This window comes from Lactobacillus sp. ESL0237 (assembly GCF_003692985.1).
GTDB classification, from domain to species: Bacteria; Bacillota; Bacilli; order Lactobacillales; family Lactobacillaceae; genus Lactobacillus; species Lactobacillus bombicola.
The window spans coordinates 1-14,648 of record NZ_REHE01000004.1 but is presented as its reverse complement, the minus strand read 5'-3'; the positions used below and the strand labels follow the sequence as shown (position 1 = coordinate 14,648).

Here is a 14,648-nt window from a genome sequence, read left to right as displayed (position 1 = left end):
TTATCAAAATCACTTATTATCTTGGATTAAATTTGGTTGAACTATTGTATTTTTTAGCTCATATTGTTCATTTTTCAAATTGACTGGATCATTAGCCTTAGCCAAAATTTTTTTGAAATTATGGACAAATTTTGAGCGTGGCATCAAAACAATATGACCACAGCCCATACATTTCAAACGAATGTCCGCACCTAATCGCAAGATTTCCCAGTTATTAATCTTACAAGCATGTGGCTTCTTCATCAATACAGTATCAGCTAAATTGTATTGAATATTTTTATTCATCAAGATCAACACCTAAAATATCAAGAATTCGATTCAATTCATCAACAGAAGAAAAAGAGATAGCTAAACGTCCGCTGCCCTTTTTACTTTCAGAAATATTAACATTCGAACCTAACTTATCAGCTAAACGATGTTCGCTAGCCTTAATAAACGCTGATTTTTGCACTGCCTTTTTATGCGTTTTTTGTGAGTTCAATTTGGCAACAAGTGCTTCAACTTTACGCACAGGCATGCCTTCTTTAACAACCTGTTTGGCTACTTCATCAATTTTGTCCTTATTCTTTAACCCGAGCAAGGTCCGAGCCTGCCCCATTGATAAATCACCATGCTGTAACAAATGCTTAGTTTTATTAGGCAAGGTCAATAAGCGTAAATAGTTGGCAATATATGGACGTGACTTACCCATACGCTTAGAGACTTCTTCTTGTGTCAAGCCGAGATTTTTTTGAAGCATATCGTACGCTTGAGCTTCTTCAAGCGGGGTCAAGTCCTCACGTTGTAAGTTTTCTAAAACAGCAACTTCCATCATCTGGCTTTCAGTAAAAGCACGAACAATTGCTGGAACCGTAGTCTTTTTAGCAATCTTAGATGCCCGACAACGTCTTTCACCTGCAATAATTTCATAGCCATTTACAGATTTACGCACAATAATCGGTTGAAAAACTCCATTTTCTTTGATGGAATCAGCTAGTTCCTTCAAAGTTTTTTCGTCAAAATTACGGCGAGGTTGATATGGATTCGGTCTAATCTCACTTAAGGCAAGATCTTGAATTTCCTCTTCAGCTTCTTCAATCTGCGGCTCATCCTCAAATAAAGCCTCGATGCCCCGTCCTAAACCGCCATGTCTTTTGGTTTCCTTACTTTTTGAGTCTCTTGCCATGGTTATTCAGCACCTCCCTAGCCAAATCATCATAAACTTTTGCCCCCCGTGAATTAGGGGCATATTCAGTAATTGCTTCACCATAGCTGGGAGCTTCAGCTAGCTTAGTAATTCTTGGAATAATCGTCTGATAAACTTTATTTGAAAAATACGACTTAACTTCTTTAACTACTTCTGCTCCCAAGTTGGTTCGCGCATCTAGCATTGTCATAAGTACGCCTTCAACACCCAAATCTTTATTAAAATGCTTTTGAACCAATCGAATTGTATTTAGCAGCTGGCTTAAGCCTTCCATTGCATAATACTCACTTTGAACGGGAATCAGAATAGAATCAGAAGCTGTGAAAGCATTGATTGATAATTGCCCTAAAGACGGGGGACAATCGATAAAAATAAAATCATAGTCTCCACTTACTGTATCTAAAGCGGACTTCAGGCGCGTTTCTCGAGCCATCATACTAATCAATTCAGTTTCGGCTCCTGACAAATTAATTGTAGCCGGAACCAAATCTAGTTTGGCAGTTGAAGTATGGAAAATCGTGTCTTTTAGTGGTACATCGTTAATTAAAACACTGTAGATATCTTCATCGATTTCTGACTTTTCAATTCCTAACCCAGAAGTTGCATTGCCTTGAGGATCAATGTCAACAATTAATACGTGATAGCCACGTTTGGCAATCGAAGCTGCCAAATTAATGGTCGTTGTCGTTTTGCCAACTCCACCTTTTTGGTTAGCCACCGAAATCACACTTACCATATTCTCCATGCCTTCCTACTTTCTTTTTAATTCGATTGTAATTTTATAATCATCAGGATTATTATTTTCTTTAACTTTAACTTTAATCCCTGAGTCTTTAGCTAATTTTACCGCTTGTTTGATGGTATTAATTTGGACCTTCAAATCTTTAGGGATTCGGTTAACTGCCCGCTGCGTTTTTTCAGCTTCATCCTTTTCCTGCGCTTTAACTTTTTTACTGGCAAAATAGCCATCAACATCTTTTATAATCTTTTCGGTATCACTAACATTCAAATTATTAGCTAAAATTTCGTCTAAAACCCGACCCTGGTCTTTTTCACTCAACCCAACTAAGCAACGGCCATGCCGCGGCGTTATTTCTCCACTTATCAAATAACTTTGGACTTTAGGCGTTAATTTTAATAAGCGCAATTTATTAGCAACATAAGATTGCGACTTACCAATATTTTGCGCTAAAGTAGTCTGTGTTAAATTATTCATCTTCATTAGATTATTGTAAGCCTGTGCTTCATCAATCGGGTTCAAATTTTCACGTTGTAAATTTTCAATTAAAGCCAGTGAAGCAGCTTGACTATCAGTCATATTATTAACAATAGCTGGTATGGTATTCCAATCTAATTGTTGCGCCGCTCTAAAACGCCGCTCGCCAGCAATTATTTCGTACTTTTCACCTTTTTCACGCACAATAATTGGCTGAAGTAAGCCGTCTTTAGCAAGCGTTGCCGCTAATTCATGAATTGATTGATCTGAAAATTCATGCCGCGGTTGGTACGAATTAGGCTCAATCTCTTTTAATGTAATATCTTGAATTTGTTTATCTTTAGGAATCTCATCATGATGCCGTAAAGAAGAAAAAAATGACATGTAATAATCCTCCCTAATCAGTGAATCGGTTTGCGGTGCGGGGTCCCCGCCTGTCGTGGATATTTTTTAGGTGTTTCCTTCGTTTTTTGTACTAGAATTAAGGTTCGTTCTTCACTACTATTGGGTAATTGTAAATCTTTTACTTCTAGCAATTTTCCTCCTAATAAAGCAATAGCTTTTTTAGCCGCACTTAATTCACTTTCAGCTTTTGGGCCTTTTAATGCCACCAAGTAACCACCTTTTTTGACCAATGGTAAACAATATTCACTTAAAACTGCCATATTAGCCACTGCTCTTGCCGTTACAATATCAAACTGCTCGCGATAAAGCTTGTCTTGACCAATATCTTCGGCGCGACTATGAACAAGAGTTACGTCTTTAAGCTTCAATTGTTCAATCAAGTTTTGTAAAAAAGTTAATCTTTTACCTAATGAATCAACAATTGTAACTTTAATTTCTGGTTGCACTATCTTAAGTGGAATTGATGGGAAACCTGCTCCGGCACCTACATCACATATCTTACTTTCATTTTTGAAAATATTGTTAAAAACCAACAATGGCGTAATACTATCAAAAAAGTGCTTCAAATAAACATCACTTTCAGCAGTTATCCGCGTGAGGTTAACATGCCGATTAGCAGCAACCAAGTTAGTAAAGTATTGCTTAAATTGGTTGATTTGCTTTTCATTTAATTTACAATTACATTTTGATAATTCTTGGACAAATTGTTCAGGATTCATTTTTCACCCGTGAAACCTTGTTTCACACCCTATAAATTTAACGCTAAAAACGACTTATTGTAAAGCCATACATCCCTATAATTATGGAATATTTTTTGACTGTCGTCAAAGTCTAAACACATAAAATAAGCTATAATAGCTTCAAAGGAGAAAAAAATGATTGTTACTTTAATTGTTCTGACTTACTTAGCCTTTAAGACATATAAAGGTTATCAAACTGGGTTTACCAAGCTAATTATTAATTTAATTTTTGCGGCCATCGTTTTTATCATGGCTATTCTTTTTCAAAATCCTTTAGGCAATTGGATTTATGGTCAGATTACTGGACAAAATATTCAAACAACTTTAACCCCAGCAACCAACTTAATGTTATTTCGTTTCTTAGCCTTTTTCATCATTTTATTCGTTGGCAAATGGATTATTAAAATCTTTAAAAGTTGGGTTCCAAATAAAAACCCGCATTCAACTAGCTTTGGTACTATTTTAGATGGCGTCTTAGGCGGGATCGCTTCTTTATTTGCTAGTTATTTCTTTGTTTACATTATTTTATCGATGATAAATGCGCTCCAAAATCCTTGGTTTATTCAGCAAACGCTCGATTCAGCATTTATCCGGTTTATTATTTACAATACTCCAATACTATCTAACGGAATGTTTAACATGATTTTTAGCATTAGTCGCACGGCAGCATAATGGAGCACTATGCTTTTCACTCACAGAATATTAAACTCATAAATATGGCTAGCTTATGACAGAGCAAGTAGTTTTTCTACTTGCTTTTTATATACTTTAACTACTAATGCCCCCAAGACTTTTCTTATAAATTTTTAGCGTATTTAGCAGTAGCACTTTTATAAAATTCACCTTAATTTTTTGCACTATTAGAATGGATCCAAGTATTTATGATTTAAAACAAACGAACAATAAAGTTTTTATGCATAACTCAAATAATTAAGGTAAACTACATATAGAAAGGATAGAGATTTATGATGAATAAAAAGCAAATATTAAAAAAGATTATTACTATCAGCGTAGCTTTACTGCTATATGTTCCAGTTGCTAATGACAGTTTAATCTCTAAAGTTAGTGCCGATTCAGTAGCTCCAACTACTGAACTAGCTTCTAAAAAGGTTAAACCTTTTAACGTGGCCGTTATCAAAAAGAACTATGGCGTATATCAGGGATTATTTGAAAATAAAAAATCCAGTGCCAAATACTTCCACCAAAATTTTGTAGTTTCGCATGTTTCTACTCATAATGGTAAAAAGTATTACTGGATTAGCAAAAAAAATCAGCCCGCAATTGGTTATATTAATCAAAACGCTGTAGCTAAACCTAACCAAAGTAAACTAATTAAGGTTCCTTATGTAAGCCAGTATGTCCCCGTTAAAACACCTTGGGGATGTGCTGGTGCTTCAATGGCAATGCTCTTAGGCTCACAAGGACAAGAAATTACTACTAGTTTACTGCAAAAAATTCAGGATAATTTACCAATGCAACCAACAAAAGGTGGTCAAAAAGGCAATGTATACACTGGCGTAGGCTTTGGCTATGTAATTCAACCAGGCGCATTAAGTAAGTATGCTCGTACTTTTGATAAAGGCAAGAATGTTATTAATATTTCTAAAAAAAATCTAACTCTTAATGATATTAAAATGTATCTTCAAGCTGGAAAACCTGTTTTATTTTACGGCTTTTCTTCATACCAAAAGCCTGGTGATTATGTCCGTAATCACTGTAAGGTAATCACTGGCTATCGTCATGGGGATTTTCGTGTCTATGACCCTCTCTACTATTCTAGAAATGATGGTGCTGGTAGTGGTGGCAAAAACATGGCATATGACCACGGTGCGATTGCCTGGGTACCCAAAGCCGCTTTACAAAATGAATTCTGCCATAAAGCAATTACACTCAAATAATTATTATTTTACAAAAAAGCCTAGGATTTTAAATATCCTAGGCTTTTTCAACATAAAAATTACTACTTTAAAAATTGTCACGTTCAAGATGTCCGTCATTATAAACAAAAATTGCTCCTATTCGACTAGGGTCATCGTGCCACTTGTCAATCGGGTGCTGCGCAAAAAATAATCGCTTACATTCAATTTCAGCTTGAACTGAAGTTTTGGTAAAAGTAGTCACTCCCGCTAAATCAGTTTCAACAGGGTAACCAGTTCGTGGATCAATTAAATGATGATATTTATGTCCATCAACTTCAAGGTAACGTTCATACGTACCACTTGTTACAGCTGAGCATTCTGGTACCATTTCCGAGGTAATATTTTTACCACGAGCTGCTTTAGGATCTTGTACCCCAACTACCCATTGTCCATTAGCCCGTTTAGGTGATTTACCTACCAATAAAATATTTCCACCTAAATTAATAATACCTGCATGTACACCAAAAGCACGCCAATAATCACGAATGCGATCTGCAATCCAACCTTTGGCTATCCCACCTAAATCAAGTTCCATACCAGGTTGCTGTAAAAATATAGTTTGATCAGTATCATTTAAGTCAACATTAAAAGGATTAATCAACTGTTTTTTTTGGGTAATCTGTTCCTTCGTCGGTACATGCGCATTTTTAAAGCCAATTGACCATAATTTGACAAGTGGCCCAATTAAGGCATTGAAACCATAATTTTGGCGACTTTCATTTACCGCCAACTTAACTAAATCGTAAGTTGCACTAGATACTTGCACCGCACTTTTTCCTGCAGCATGGTTGATACTCATTACCTCAGACTTATCCCGATTAACTGTTAATAAATCTTCATAATAATCAATTAAATCAAAGGATTTATCGATAATATTAGTTTTTTTGGTACCAAAAATTTGTAAAGTAATGGTTGTGCCTAAAGCATGATGCTGTCCCACTGCTTGTTCTAATGCCAATTCTTCAATCATTTTATTCTTATTTCTCCAAATATTTTTCTCTAAGCAGTTCTTGCATCTGATGATCAATGCCTAATTGGTTAACGATGTATGAATCCAAACTACCATATTTTTTATTAATTGCGATTAAACTAGTGTCAAAATATGTATTCGCCACTGACCCTAATACACGCATATTGGCTCGAAACATTTCATTTTCGCCATTTTCTTTAAAGCTTTGATCACGTACTGCCCTATATTCATTAAGTAAATAGTTTGAATATAGGTAGTCACATCTAATCGTTTCCATATCTACGCCTAAAATATATAAAAGTAAAATCGTAACTAAACCCGTTCTATCTTTACCTTCTGAGCAATGATATAAGACAGCCCCTGTGTCTGTTTTACTGATAGTCTGTATAATCTGGTGAAAACTAGCTTGCGCTCTTTTAGTCAGCACGTGATTATGATAACGCTGACACATCAATTTAAAGCCAGCATATTGATCACAGCGATACTTAGCAAATTCTTTTTGCATATCTAACTTACTGCCACCAGAATTAGCTTCATCAGAAAGTGGAAAATGATAATGTTTGACACCTGGTAATTTCCGGTCAGGATTTTTTTTACATTCAGTCGGTGATCGCAGATCAATTATTTTTTTTAAGCCGTAGTTCAACAAAAACTGTTCGTCCTTTAAAGTTATTTTACTAAAATTACCTGCTCTTAATAAACGATGAAACTTGATTTTTCTTCCATCAATTCCAACGTATCCGCCTAAATCACGTGGGTTGCGAACAGACTTGACTGGTAAAACAACTGGATCAGACATACTAATACCTCTACTAATAAAAAAATAATCGGATAGTTACTTCTATCCGATTATTTTACTCTCTGCTAATCAATCTAGCAAAAAATTATTTATTTGCTTGTTCAACAAACTTAAAGAAACTGTCCATCATACCATCTAATTGCTTGATAGTCGCTTCATCAGTCAAGTTACCAGTTTCTTTATCAAACTTACTTGCTGCTTGACCAATTAAAACTTCGTTTCCTGGTAAAACATTAGCACTCATATCAGGAGAAAGAAGAATTTCACGGATATCTTCTTGCGCACGACTACTACCTTGGCCACCTACTGAAGCCCCAACTACAGCAACTGGCTTCATTTTCATTACATTTGGACCAGCATGTGAACCCAGCCATTCAAGACTACTCTTTAGAGCAGCTGGAATAGTATGATCATATTCCGGCGTAGTAATTACAATACCATCAGCGCTCTTAATGTCCTCAATCCAAGCTTTAATTGATTCATCAGCCATTTCTGTTCTACAAAATGGGGTTAGCTTATCAATTTCTTTTACTTCAATATCAGCTTTATCACCATAATGCTTAGCAATAAATTTAGCTAAAAAGCGATTATATGAAAAAGGTGCATTTGTACCAACAATTGCTAATAATTTCATTCTTGGTCCTCCTACTTAGTAATTTGTGCGTACCATTCGTCAACTTCATCGAAGAAGTGACCTAAGAATTCAACAGTAGACTCATTAGTTAAGTCACCATTTTCATCAAATTGGCTTGGTGCAGTGCCCATCATAAACTCATCACCATTAAACACTAGGGCATTGAAACCTGGTGCAGACAACAAACTCTTTAACCGGCTTTGGGAACGAGCAGCACCTTGAGGCATTGGTGAAGTTGACACAATAACAATTGGCTTACCGTTAAAAGGACGTGTAGAACTCGATAACCATTCAAGTGCACTACTCATAGCGCTAGTTACCGAGTGTTGTTGCTCTGGTGAACCGATTAAGACTAAATCAGCGGCCTTAATTTCTTCACTTAAACTTTGAATAGCTGCGGGGAGCTCTTCACCCTCTTTAAACATTGGTAATCCTTTAACTGTCACCAGTTTAAAATCATATCTATCAGCAAAATGCTTAGTAATATACTTAAGCAATGCCTCATTAAACGAATTATTGGCATTTGAGCCAGATAATGCAAGGATTTTCATAAAAAACCACCTTTCAGAAAACTAACTTCTATTAGATAATTGTAACATTTTTGATATTGATTTTACATAAACTTGCACTCAAATTACTGCATTTTAAAGAAATGCCAAAAATTAAATATTCACGTTAACGCTTGTCTAATTATCTTGCCTTTTTCTCCGTCTTAGTGTCATCAACATCAAATAATGAAATATTATCATTTCTGCTAAGCCAATCATTCCGAATTGCGTCATTGACTTGTGCTTTTAAGACGTTTACAATCTGAGACTGTGAAAAAGCAGCAATTTTATTAACAATCAATGAAGCAAGACCTATTGTAGTAATCCAATTAGCAATCACGATATTTTTAATTTTAGTCTTACTGTAACCATTATCATCATATTGTTGCTTAAATTTTTCAATTCCTAGATTAATTAATGTATCAGAAATAATTTTACTACCAAATTTCCCATCAACAAACATTGCCCGAAACAATTTTTCATGGTCTTGAGCAAAATCAATATAAGATAAATCCATATCAACTAAAGGCTTATTAGTATATTCCTTTTGTAAAATATTGTTCTTTAAATTATTAGCTATTTTTCGCAGAACCTCTTTACGTAGTTCTTCCATACTACTAAATTCTAGATATATTGGTTGCGTTGAAAAATGGCCCGCTTTTGCAATATTACGGGCAGTAAGACATTCTATGCCATCTTTGACAACCATCTTATAAGCAACATTTAATATTTTATTTCTTCCTATTTCTTTTTTTCTCGCCATTTTGGTTTTCCCTTAATTAACCCAAGTGACTGTTCTTTTATTTTTTGTCCTGTTTCACTTATAAAAGAAAATTATAAAACAAATACTGAAACAGTATAATTAAATTATTTCAGCAATGTAACGGGAGTTTAGGCATTATTTTTTAAAAACTCATCATAATAAGATGAAACCATATCGATTATTTCAGACTTGCTTAATCCTTGAGATGCGCAAAAGGAAAAGAAAGCAGCAGATAAAATATAACCGCGTTCACGATCATCAGTTAAGTTTTCCGAAAATCTCATATTAATACTTTGATTTTCATAATCAGTTGATACTTCAACTGATTTATCTTCTGGAATTTCATTCATTGTTATACCTCATCAAAACAAACTCAAATAAACTTTTCATCCCGCCAAACTATACAAGCTACAGTTCAATAGATAAAAGTACAAAGTAACACATTTAACACAAACACACATTTATAATTTCTTGTTATTTTGGCATAAACTTTAATTCTATGCCTTTTTAATCACTAATAGATTGCTTACCGTAAAAGTTTGCCTTTTTACAGCCTACTATCCATATGATTTTAAAAAATAACAATTAATTATCTAATACTTAGAATAGTAAACTTTAAACTACTTTGTCAAGAACAAAACACGTTTTCTGAATTGAAATAGCGCCATTTATCATAAAGATAAGCGCTTTCTAAAATTGATATCTTAACTAACAAAATTAGCCTCTCATTTTATAAGTAATCTATATATGTTATTAAACAAAAAAGCCCTAGTTTTTAATCATTAAAAAACTAGGGCTTTTTTGTTTGAATACTTTTTATTGCCTATTTATTATTATTTACTATTTTTCCATCCATCATTTCATATATATAATCTGCATATTTCTTTAATCGCGGATCATGAGTTACCAAAATGACTGCTTTATGATAATCCTTGGCTAACTCTTTAAATAATTGGCCCACTTCATCAACATTTTCACTGTCTAGTGAGGCAGTTGGCTCATCAGCTAATATAATTTCCGGATTCGCGTATAGTGCGCGAGCAATAGCTACTCGTTGCTGTTGTCCCCCAGATAATTCATTTGGATACTTATTAACTAAATCACTAATTTTTAATCGCTTTAATAATTTTTTTAGCACTACAAGACTAATATTATTATCTTTTTTAACCCGATCAACTAGTTGAAATTGCTCTTTTACCTTTAAAAAAGGAACTAAGTTATATGCCTGTAATACAAAGCCTATACGCGTTAATCTTAAATTATTACTTTGCGTAGCTGAAAGATGAGAAATATCTTCTCCGCCTACTATAACTTGACCAGAAGTAGGCTTTTGTAGCGAACCAGCAATTGTTAAAAAAGTACTTTTACCTGCACCAGAAGGACCCATGATAAGGACCACATCGCCTTCATCCGCTTTAAAATTTATATCTTTAAGAGCTACAACTTTAGCTTCCCCTTTGCCGTAAACCTTTTGTACATTATTTAATTCAATCACTGCCATCTTATTCACCTATTGCTTTTACTGGATCAACTTTCAAAATTGATCTAATCGGAATCAAACTACCAATCAAGCCTGTTATCATCATTCCAATAGTACCACTTAACACAATTTCAGACGTAAAGCTCATTGGTACAGCTGCAGGGAGCAGTTTAGCTGTTAAAGTCATTGCCAAAAGCCCTAGTATAACGCCGATGATAACTAGCATTAACGCTTGGCTAATGGTTGCTTTAATTAAGGTAGCACTTGGAATACCCTGGGCCCGCATTACCGCAAAGTTATGCATTTTTTGCATGGTTAAAATATATAAAAAAACGGCAATAATAATAAGAGAAATAACAAATAAAAAGCCAATCATCAGTTGGAAAGTCATATTCTGGGCCGTATAGCCCGGTAATTTATTAATGAAGTATTTAATTGTATATGTCTTATTGTTGCCATGATCATTGCGGTAATCAGTGCGCCTTGACATAATTGCTGACGCTTGCATATTAGGCATTCCTTGACGCAAAGTTTTCCACGTTGCCAAAGTACCAAAAATTATAGGGGCAATGTTAATCTTCGCATTTTTAGCAAAACCAACAATTTGATATTTTTTCTTTGAATTATTTAACTGTAAATAATCGCCTAGCTGATAGCCTTTAACTTTAAATGCTTGATCAACAACAACTTCACTACTATTATTAGCTTTTCGACCAGCAATAATTTCTTGGTCTTGATAAATAAACTGCGCTTTTTTAATCCCAATAAACTGTGCTGAAACTTGTGGTCTATTTTTACTTTTGGCAACTACGGGGGTTTGTCCTAGTAAAGCTTCATCTTTAGTTAAATTAGCATGTTTTAAATCCGTTTCATTTAAAACAGACTGACTCATATTGACATTGGCATTTTTATTCAAAACCACCTGCCTAATATCCCATGATTCTAAAGCTTGAGTATTTTGACTGGCTAATCCAACTGCTAAAGAAGATAATATAAAAATTAAATAGCTGATTAAAAAAATCATCAAAATAATTAAGCCATATCGTAATTTTTCTCGCTTAATTTCCTTAATTGCTAAAAACACTAATTTGCTCCTTTTTCTAATAATTCAAGTCCAGACCTAAAGCGTTCTAATACTACCTTTTCTTGCTGCGGATTTTCAAAAATCATTCGAATTGCTCCATGACTTAAGACCATTGCACTCCAGTTTTGTGCACTTAATTGACTTAGTAGCGCACTAGGAAAAGGGTGATTGACCATACTTTCGTTATATAGAATATGAATTCTAATTAAATTAACATATTTACTACATTGTGTTTGCTTAATGAAATCTACCACCATATTATAAATAAGTTGTGGCTTGTAAGCTGAAGTATGTTGGATCGGTATATGTAGCTCCGCCATAGCACAAAGATAAAGATACTGATAGGCATCCTTTAAATCAATAAAGTACTTATAAAAAGTTCCCCGTGCAATGCCGGCATCTTTTACAATTCGAGCTACTTGTGCTTCTTGCAAGGGATAGGTACCAAACTCATTTAATAAGGCCTGTTGAATTAAATCTTTTTTTGCCTGTGGCAAATTGATAAAAGTTGACTTGACCATTTGTTGACACTTTCTTTTAAAAGTGACACAGTGTCACTTTAATAATTAGCATACTTTTAAATTTAATTTACGTCAATTAAAATGCACGGTCTTATTGTGGCGCTAATAAGCGATTATAATAATTTATCCGTGGCGTTTGATTACAATAAGAAATTTTAGCTAATGCGCAATTATCAATGGTCTGAAAGTAATTCAGATCACCAGCTGTAAAGTAATGAGCAAACATCATCCGAATTAATGTACCATGGCAAATAACCAATACCTTCTTATTAGCGTATTTTTCCTGCATTTCAGTTAAAAAACTTGCGCACCGTTCATTTAGCTCAGCAAAAGTTTCACCACTAGGTGCATATTTAACATAACTAGCACTTGCCTTACCCCAGGGATCAACAGCATCAGGGTACTTTTTACCTAATTCAGACAGCAGTTGCCCGTCCCATTCACCAAAGTTATGTTCAACTAGCCGTTGGTCGATATTAATTTCCTTTTGTCCCTTAGTAAAAATTCTAGCAGTTGTCAATGCTCTTTTCATTGGACTTGAAAAAACCACATCAAAATTACCCGGATTAAAAACAGCAGCGGCTTTTTGGGCATAAGCTTTACCTTGGGAATTCAAGTCATAGTCAAAATAAGCACCTTGAATCTTACCTGTTTTATTTAATTCTGTTTCACCATGACGTATAAAAACGATTTCCATGATTGCGATTACCTCCGTTTTTTACTTAACGTCGTTTAAAATCAAATTCTGTTCTAAAAACATATGTAGTTGGACTACTAACTTCTGGAACAAATTCAAAGCCAAAATCGTTAAAATTTTGTAAGTCGAGGGGATCAGTTAGTTGATGTTCTGCAATAAAGCGAACCATCTCGCCCCGCGCCATCTTGGCATGAACCCCAACAGTCTGCCATTTTCCCTGTTTCTTTTCTTGAAATTCAATGGTAATCATTTGTCTTAGACTAGTTAAATAAGGCTTAATACTTAACCAGTATTCTTTAGAAGCTAAATTAATCACTACATCATCATTGCTAAACAGGTTATCAGCTAAGGTACTACCCCAAAATTTATAAAGATTAGGCTCACTAAAGCCGCGAACTTTATTTTTCATTTCTAAACGATAAGGCCAAACACCATCAAAGGGGCGTAATATGCCATAAAGTCCTGATAAAATTCGCACATTTTTCTGTAAATACTTAAGCGCTGGCTGAGTAAACAAGTCTGGTGCCATATATTGATATTGAATACCGGAGTAAGAAATAATTGCCGGAGTTAACTCCGTGTTTTGCTTTAGGTCGATAACTTTTAACTGTTCTTGTCCTTCTTTGGTTGTATTTTCACTAGCTTGCCAAATTGCTTTCAACTCCAAAAAACTGCACTGCTTAAGAAAATCAACTAATTCTTGAGCCTTTTTGATCATGCTTGGCTGCGACTGAGCTAAAAAAGCTTCATGGTCAACTTTCATTTTCATTGCCGGGGAAATAATAATTTTCATCTTTCGTATTTACCTCCTTTTAGGTTAAACTTAATACTATATATACTAAGGAGAGAGAATTAATGAATCCTGATTTTGCTATCATCCTAAATTTTAAACTAAAAAATGCCCAAGAGATAGATATGGACTTTTTAGTTAAAACGGCCCGTAATATTGGTGTGCGGGCAATTGCTGCTGACCGCTTAGAAAATGAATTACAAATTCCTTGTGCCAAATATTCCATTAACTTAGTTACTATTGCAACTGGTGAAGATTTAGCTACAACAAATATTATTGAAACATTAGTCCAAAACCGTAAAGTTGGTAAAGCATCTATAATCAACATTGCTGTTAATAGTGATGGTAGCTTTAGTGCAGCTACTAAAGAGATGCTTGAACAGATTAATAGCTGGATGCATATTTTTGGGCATGCTTTTAATGAAAGCACACCTTGCAATCTTACGGTTGACGGTAATAGCTTCATTTTACAAAATCGGCATATGCCTTATCAAAATTATATTTATGTCCAAAAATCATTCCCCCAAAAAATTAAAGTTAACGGTCTTACTCAAGAACCTAATCGGATTGAAATGATTGAAAATCGTACACCATTAACTTTTAGTTATCAAAATGGTAGCTTAATTATTAATTTAGAAACCGCAACAAGCAGTAATTTCCCATGGCAGATTATCCGTGTGCAACAACATCGGCCTGAAGATGATATTAAAGAAACTAAATTTTAAACCAAAAAGAAAGGTTAGGTTCACCTAGCCTTTCTTTATTATAGGTTATTTTCTTTTCGCATGGGTCTGCGACTGGGCATTATTTTGCCCGTAATACGCTCCTTGACCATGCTTTCGATAGTAATGCTTATCTAATAAATACTGGGGCACATGACTATCTGCTCTAGTTAA

19 protein-coding genes and 1 pseudogene are annotated in these 14,648 nt (G+C 34.6%); 3 read left to right on the top strand and 17 right to left on the bottom strand.

Going from position 1 to position 14,648, the window contains the following annotated elements; genetic code table 11:
* Positions 1–9: 9 nt before the first annotated feature.
* Genes F5ESL0237_RS00960 through rsmG form a run of 5 tightly spaced genes read right to left on the bottom strand, consistent with a single transcriptional unit; the run spans position 10 to position 3,526 of the window.
* Positions 10–285, bottom strand: a complete 276-nt coding sequence (locus F5ESL0237_RS00960) for a DUF951 domain-containing protein (protein WP_090093727.1) — start codon at positions 283–285, stop codon at positions 10–12.
* Positions 278–1,165, bottom strand: coding sequence for a ParB/RepB/Spo0J family partition protein (locus tag F5ESL0237_RS00955; RefSeq protein WP_090093728.1), 888 nt, complete (start codon positions 1,163–1,165; stop codon positions 278–280). Before F5ESL0237_RS00955 ends, F5ESL0237_RS00960 begins: the two co-directional genes overlap by 8 nt.
* Complete coding sequence (locus F5ESL0237_RS00950; protein WP_118896590.1) at positions 1,143–1,922, bottom strand: ParA family protein; 780 nt, start codon at positions 1,920–1,922, stop codon at positions 1,143–1,145. The genes F5ESL0237_RS00955 and F5ESL0237_RS00950 overlap by 23 nt, the downstream gene beginning before the upstream one ends.
* Before the next feature lie 15 nt (positions 1,923–1,937).
* Positions 1,938–2,786 carry a nucleoid occlusion protein gene (gene noc / locus F5ESL0237_RS00945; RefSeq protein ID WP_122021248.1) on the bottom strand — a complete coding sequence of 283 codons (849 nt, stop codon included), beginning with the start codon at positions 2,784–2,786 and terminating at the stop codon, positions 1,938–1,940.
* Between the two features lie 17 nt (positions 2,787–2,803).
* Entirely contained in the window at positions 2,804–3,526 is a 723-nt protein-coding gene (rsmG, locus tag F5ESL0237_RS00940; protein ID WP_122021247.1) for a 16S rRNA (guanine(527)-N(7))-methyltransferase RsmG, read from the bottom strand.
* 156 nt (positions 3,527–3,682) lie between these two features.
* On the opposite strand from rsmG, the gene F5ESL0237_RS00935 reads away from it, so the two are divergent.
* Both F5ESL0237_RS00935 and F5ESL0237_RS08600 read left to right on the top strand, forming a co-directional pair.
* Positions 3,683–4,219, top strand: coding sequence for a CvpA family protein (locus F5ESL0237_RS00935; protein WP_122024390.1), 537 nt, complete (start codon positions 3,683–3,685; stop codon positions 4,217–4,219).
* A gap of 293 nt (positions 4,220–4,512) precedes the next feature.
* A complete protein-coding gene (locus F5ESL0237_RS08600; protein ID WP_122024389.1) occupies positions 4,513–5,445 on the top strand; it encodes a C39 family peptidase in 933 nt (310 codons plus the stop codon).
* Positions 5,446–5,512: 67 nt separating this feature from the next.
* On the opposite strand, the gene F5ESL0237_RS00925 is transcribed toward F5ESL0237_RS08600, so the two are convergent.
* From F5ESL0237_RS00925 to yaaA, 11 genes are all read right to left on the bottom strand, one after another.
* Complete coding sequence (locus tag F5ESL0237_RS00925) at positions 5,513–6,436, bottom strand: FAD:protein FMN transferase (RefSeq protein ID WP_122021244.1); 924 nt, start codon at positions 6,434–6,436, stop codon at positions 5,513–5,515.
* A gap of 7 nt (positions 6,437–6,443) precedes the next feature.
* Positions 6,444–7,235 (bottom strand): tyrosine-protein phosphatase, encoded by a 792-nt coding sequence (locus tag F5ESL0237_RS00920; protein WP_122021243.1) that lies wholly within the window; start codon positions 7,233–7,235, stop codon positions 6,444–6,446.
* An 85-nt stretch (positions 7,236–7,320) separates the two neighbouring features.
* The gene (locus tag F5ESL0237_RS00915) at positions 7,321–7,869 is read right to left on the bottom strand and encodes an NADPH-dependent FMN reductase (RefSeq protein ID WP_122021242.1); all 549 of its coding nucleotides are present in this window, start codon (positions 7,867–7,869) and stop codon (positions 7,321–7,323) included.
* 11 nt (positions 7,870–7,880) lie between these two features.
* Positions 7,881–8,420, bottom strand: coding sequence for an NADPH-dependent FMN reductase (locus F5ESL0237_RS00910; protein ID WP_122024388.1), 540 nt, complete (start codon positions 8,418–8,420; stop codon positions 7,881–7,883).
* A gap of 139 nt (positions 8,421–8,559) precedes the next feature.
* Positions 8,560–9,180 carry a TetR/AcrR family transcriptional regulator gene (locus F5ESL0237_RS00905; RefSeq protein WP_122021240.1) on the bottom strand — a complete coding sequence of 207 codons (621 nt, stop codon included), beginning with the start codon at positions 9,178–9,180 and terminating at the stop codon, positions 8,560–8,562.
* 128 nt (positions 9,181–9,308) lie between these two features.
* Entirely contained in the window at positions 9,309–9,530 is a 222-nt protein-coding gene (locus F5ESL0237_RS00900; protein WP_122021239.1) for a hypothetical protein, read from the bottom strand.
* Positions 9,531–10,003: 473 nt separating this feature from the next.
* Positions 10,004–10,681: an ABC transporter ATP-binding protein gene (locus F5ESL0237_RS00895; protein WP_122024387.1), complete on the bottom strand. Its 678-nt coding sequence runs from the start codon at positions 10,679–10,681 to the stop codon at positions 10,004–10,006.
* Between the two features lies 1 nt (position 10,682).
* The gene (locus F5ESL0237_RS00890) at positions 10,683–11,744 is read right to left on the bottom strand and encodes an ABC transporter permease (protein WP_122024386.1); all 1,062 of its coding nucleotides are present in this window, start codon (positions 11,742–11,744) and stop codon (positions 10,683–10,685) included.
* Positions 11,744–12,265, bottom strand: a complete 522-nt coding sequence (locus F5ESL0237_RS00885) for a TetR/AcrR family transcriptional regulator (protein ID WP_122021236.1) — start codon at positions 12,263–12,265, stop codon at positions 11,744–11,746. Before F5ESL0237_RS00885 ends, F5ESL0237_RS00890 begins: the two co-directional genes overlap by 1 nt.
* A gap of 91 nt (positions 12,266–12,356) precedes the next feature.
* Positions 12,357–12,962, bottom strand: coding sequence for a histidine phosphatase family protein (locus tag F5ESL0237_RS00880; protein WP_122021235.1), 606 nt, complete (start codon positions 12,960–12,962; stop codon positions 12,357–12,359).
* A gap of 25 nt (positions 12,963–12,987) precedes the next feature.
* Positions 12,988–13,755, bottom strand: coding sequence for a peroxide stress protein YaaA (gene yaaA, locus F5ESL0237_RS00875; protein WP_122021234.1), 768 nt, complete (start codon positions 13,753–13,755; stop codon positions 12,988–12,990).
* A gap of 62 nt (positions 13,756–13,817) precedes the next feature.
* On the opposite strand from yaaA, the gene F5ESL0237_RS00870 reads away from it, so the two are divergent.
* Positions 13,818–14,477, top strand: coding sequence for a hypothetical protein (locus tag F5ESL0237_RS00870; protein WP_122024385.1), 660 nt, complete (start codon positions 13,818–13,820; stop codon positions 14,475–14,477).
* 45 nt (positions 14,478–14,522) lie between these two features.
* On the opposite strand, the pseudogene araD reads toward F5ESL0237_RS00870, so the two are convergent.
* Positions 14,523–14,648 (bottom strand): annotated as a pseudogene (araD, locus tag F5ESL0237_RS00865) (L-ribulose-5-phosphate 4-epimerase); the annotation flags it as partial.